General features: G+C 48.9%; 2 protein-coding genes, 1 other RNA gene and 4 pseudogenes. 4 read left to right on the top strand and 3 right to left on the bottom strand.

Annotated features, from left to right (window positions below; translation table 11 throughout):
- Window positions 1-314, top strand: a 314-nt coding sequence (locus IR141_RS12115) for a transposase (protein ID WP_209304435.1), incomplete at its 5' end; no start/stop codon positions are given.
- A gap of 62 nt (window positions 315-376) precedes the next feature.
- On the opposite strand, the gene rnpB is transcribed toward IR141_RS12115, so the two are convergent.
- Window positions 377-735, bottom strand: an RNA gene (rnpB, locus tag IR141_RS12110) — RNase P RNA component class A.
- A gap of 149 nt (window positions 736-884) precedes the next feature.
- Window positions 885-1217 (bottom strand): annotated as a pseudogene (locus tag IR141_RS12105) (zinc ribbon domain-containing protein YjdM).
- Between the two features lie 1246 nt (window positions 1218-2463).
- Between IR141_RS12105 and IR141_RS12100 the strand changes: the two are divergent.
- Window positions 2464-2673 (top strand): phage virion morphogenesis protein, encoded by a 210-nt coding sequence (locus tag IR141_RS12100; RefSeq protein WP_245231745.1) that lies wholly within the window; start codon window positions 2464-2466, stop codon window positions 2671-2673.
- Between the two features lie 302 nt (window positions 2674-2975).
- A pseudogene (locus IR141_RS12095) lies at window positions 2976-3622 on the top strand (IS1595 family transposase).
- Window positions 3623-3624: 2 nt separating this feature from the next.
- Here the strand turns inward: IR141_RS12095 and IR141_RS12090 are convergent.
- Window positions 3625-3803, bottom strand: a pseudogene (locus IR141_RS12090) (IS1595 family transposase); the annotation flags it as partial.
- A 46-nt stretch (window positions 3804-3849) separates the two neighbouring features.
- On the opposite strand from IR141_RS12090, the pseudogene IR141_RS13615 reads away from it, so the two are divergent.
- Window positions 3850-4021, top strand: a pseudogene (locus IR141_RS13615) (IS1595 family transposase); the annotation flags it as partial.

Below are 4021 nucleotides of genomic sequence, written 5' to 3'. Positions count from 1 at the left end.
TTTATTCTGATAGCCGGCGCGGTTACAGCGGCCTGGTCGATGCCGGCTACTCTAAACATTTGCGCGTTAATCACGGACAAAATGAGTTTGCGGATGGTACCGGGCACATCAATGGTATTGAAAGCTTCCGGAGTTTTACCAAACAAAGGCCCGCCAAATTCAACGGCGTAACCAAAAACTTTGATTTGCACCTGAGGGAATGCGGATGGCGATGGAATCGAAACTCTGATGAACTGAGTCACCAACTTTGGGGGGCTTTTAAAGTAAATTTATATAAAGCTGCCAGTCTAGAGCCTTGTTATGTATCTTTTTAGAGGAAAGGTAAATTAAATCCGGCCGTCTGAAAAACGTTCAGACGGCCGGATTTGAATCAATGCATACAGGTCGGGCGGTAAGCCGGGTTCTGTCGTTGGACAGCCATTCCTCTAGGCGCACCGTTGCCGGGGCGCTCCAGCAACCTACCCGAACGCTCGGCGGGCCGCGTCTGCGCGTTCTGTTTGGTCTTGCTACGGATGGGGTTTAGCCTGCTGCACCTTGTTACCAAGTGCACGGTGCGCTCTTACCGCACCTTTTCACCCTTGCCTGTGCTGAAAACAGCCATCGGCGGTTTCGCTCTCTGTTCCACTTTCCATCGTGTTGCCACGCCCGGCCGTTAGCCGGCATCCCGCCCTCTGTAGCCCGGACTTTCCTCCCCGCAGGCCTTACGCGCTGCGCGGCGGCTGTCTGCCCAACCTGTATACGGGGCAGATTATATCGCAAAATCAAGCCAAACACGATGCGGTGTTGCCCTACTTTGCCGTACTGTTACTGTCTGCAGCCCTGCGCTTTGCCCCATGTTTAGGTTTGTTTCACTATAGCGGCGGGGCAAATCTTTGCAAAAAAATTCAGGCTTTTTTCACGAATTCCAACCTCAGGTTTATGGTGCTGCCATCGATTTTGCAGACAATACCATGATCGCCTTCTTGAAAGCGGATACTTTCCACTTTGGTACCCCTGTTTAATCACCATTGAACTGCCTTTCACTTTCAAATCTTTAATCAATACCACAGAATCTCCATCGGCCAGCAGCGTGCCGTCGTTGGCATCTTTTACCTTTGGTGCCGTTTCAACGGCAGACTCGTTTTCTTGCCATTCATTGGCGTACTCGGAGCAGATAAACTGCGCAGAGTCGTGATAAGTCAACTAGGGTTGCATTGCGGGCATGCGGGTAGAACCATGATTGGTTCTTTCGTTTTTTAAGGCGAGATTTAGGATTATAGCAAAGATAGAACAACACCCTTTGTGTATTCAACCAGCAACCAAGTCGTGCCCTGCTTTTGCAGGGCGCTTTTGTATTCGGTATTGTTTATTTTTGGAAATGCGTGGTCTGCCGTTTATGGTGGTGCCTTATAGATTTTGCTTGGAGTAAAAGCCGGTTGGCGGGTTGCTCTTGATGTCAGCCGTTATGGTCGTTGAAAGTATGGCGGCAGAGTCTCCGCTTGTGTTCGCGATGGTTTTCAGACGGCTGTGGGCTTGGTTGTATGCAGGGTTTCGGCGGTAACAGACCTTGGGTTCCCGCGCCGGAGCGGCAGGCCGTTTGCCCAATGGTTGCGTTGATGCGGTGTTTCAGGCGGGAGCGGCGTGGTGTTTTGTTTGGCAGCGCGTTGCTTTTGATGGGGGCAGTGCATAGACTGCATCCCAAAAGTCAGGCACTATCTACCCAACGTATGAGGTGCAGTTTTTTATGGAAAAGTATTCAAACGGATTCAGATTGGAAATCGTGAAACACCGTCTGCAGGGGGCATGGTGAAAAACACGGCCAACATTTTTTCTCTAGAGCACGCTACCGTGCGCAAACAGGCAGCCGCTATATTTTCATCTGGCCGGTAACCGGACTCCTTTGGTGATTGCGTTCGCGGGGTATAGTTCTACAGCAGGCTGAAGGTTTTGCTCCGTTGTAATACGGTGTTTGCGGATTCTTTTGCTTTTCTTGGGTTTTCCTCACCTATTCTGCCATGCCCGCCCGAACCGAAACTGTTAGAAAACACAGAAAACTAGGCAGGCGGGAAAGATGTGGATGGTTTTTTCGGCTGGGGTGATGAGCGGTACGGCTTAAACAGCCGGGGATGATATGGTTTGATTTTGAACGGCAATCCGAACCCCGCAGGGCGGGGATAGCAAAAAAACCATCGGCAGCGGGTGGCTGCCGACAAAGCCTGGGTTGTATACCCCAACATCGCCTGCACTGCTTTAGCAGATATGATAGCTAATAACCCCGCTTCAAAAAAAGGGCTGTCGACCAGCAAAGCCGCCTTGATGTGGGTGTTTGGTTTACTGAAAGATTAATAATGCTGGGAATCAGCGTAGACTATAAACAAGTACAGGAAGGCCTCAGTCAACTGCTGAAGAATGACACTGATACTCACCCCATGATACGCGCATCGCCACTGAAGATTGTATCCCTCACGGAGAACAACTTTGAAAGTGGGGGCTGGAGCGGCAAACAGCGGCGGTAAAACCCTGCAACTCTCAGGCCAGCTGCCTCCAGTATCAACACTCAAGTCAAAAACCGGCTTCGCCCTCATCAACAGCAATAAAAAATACGCCGCCATCCACCATCTCGGCGGCCAAGCTGGGCGCAGCAGAGCCGGCCCCAACTCAGCACCGAGCACGCACTTCTCGATATCGCTCTAAAATCCCTGAGTAAAGGTATAAAAAACGGGGCCGATTTAGCCCGTTCATTTTATTTCACTCTATGCAATATTGTTTCAAATCTCCCATTCCACTAAATCCAACTTTATCCCTCTTAGTCCCATTTATCTCACATACCCTATATATTTATTTCAGGTCTTATGAAGCAAAATTCATTTTAAAGGGGTCTTTCCGCATATTTCCATATAGTGCTTTATTATAGATCATCCTGTCGGTGGCTGAAGCGAAACCCAGGGTTTCTTTTAGGAGCTGACGTAGGTTAGCGGTCATGACAGGCTGCTAAAATGAAGATAACAAACTGTAAATTAAGCAAAAAAGCACAGAAGACACTATTCAGATATTTTGTGCCGGAAGTTACCGCCGTTCGGCTGCCGATGTCTTGGGTATCCGGCCCAACACCGCCATACTCTTTTACCGCAAAATCCGCCTCGTCATCAGCCGTCATTCGGCCTTGTAGGCATCAGGTTTTTGAAGGTTCCGTAGTCAGATGAGAGCTGCTCCGGCGGTAAGCGCAAAGGAAAACGCGGCACAGGAGCCGCAGGCAAAGTGGTTTTCGGTATCCTCAAACATGGCGGCAAGGTTTATACCGTGGTCGTGGATAACGCCAAAAAAGAGAGTTTGTTGCCTGTTATTGCGAAGAAAATCATGCCGGACAGTGTGGTGTATACCGACAGTTTAAGCAGCGATGATGTCCCGGATGTCGGCGGTTTTCACCACCATAGGATTAACCACGGCAAGACATTTGCCCAGAGACAAAACCACATCAACGGCATTGGGAATTTTTGGAATCAGGCCAAGCGTGTGCTGCGCAAATACAACGGAATCGACCGGAAGTCTTTTCCCCCTATTCTTGAAAGAATGCGGGTTTCGTTTTAACTTTGGCACACCAAGTGAGCAGTTGAAAATCTTGCGGGACTGGTGTGGTATTTAGGGCTAATCTACTTCAGCCCCTTCTTTTAAATGCAGGTAAAAGTATGTTCCGGCACCTCGTTAAATCGTGCCAAGCGATGTTTGGCATAGCGCCAAAAGAATTCGATACCGTTGATATGTTGCATACCTCGGGCAAACCCATTGTCGCCGTGATGCACGCTGAAATGCTTTGCAAAACCCATGGGGCTTAGAAAGAAAAATCAGCAAAAATGATGTTAAGCTTCTAATATACCTATTAAAAACAAATACCAAAAGTTCAGTAAAATTACCGAATCAAAATTCCGTCAAATCCTGCGCCTTTTCACACTTGATTTGACCGCTTCCGATACCGCCAGACTCACCGGCATCAGTACCCAAAGTGCCAATATCTGTTTCTCAAACTGCGTTGCCGTATGGCTGC

Source organism: Neisseria sp. 19428wB4_WF04 (assembly GCF_015235335.1).
Taxonomy (GTDB): Bacteria; Pseudomonadota; Gammaproteobacteria; order Burkholderiales; family Neisseriaceae; genus Neisseria; species Neisseria musculi.
This window is presented reverse-complemented; position numbering and strand designations above follow the sequence as displayed.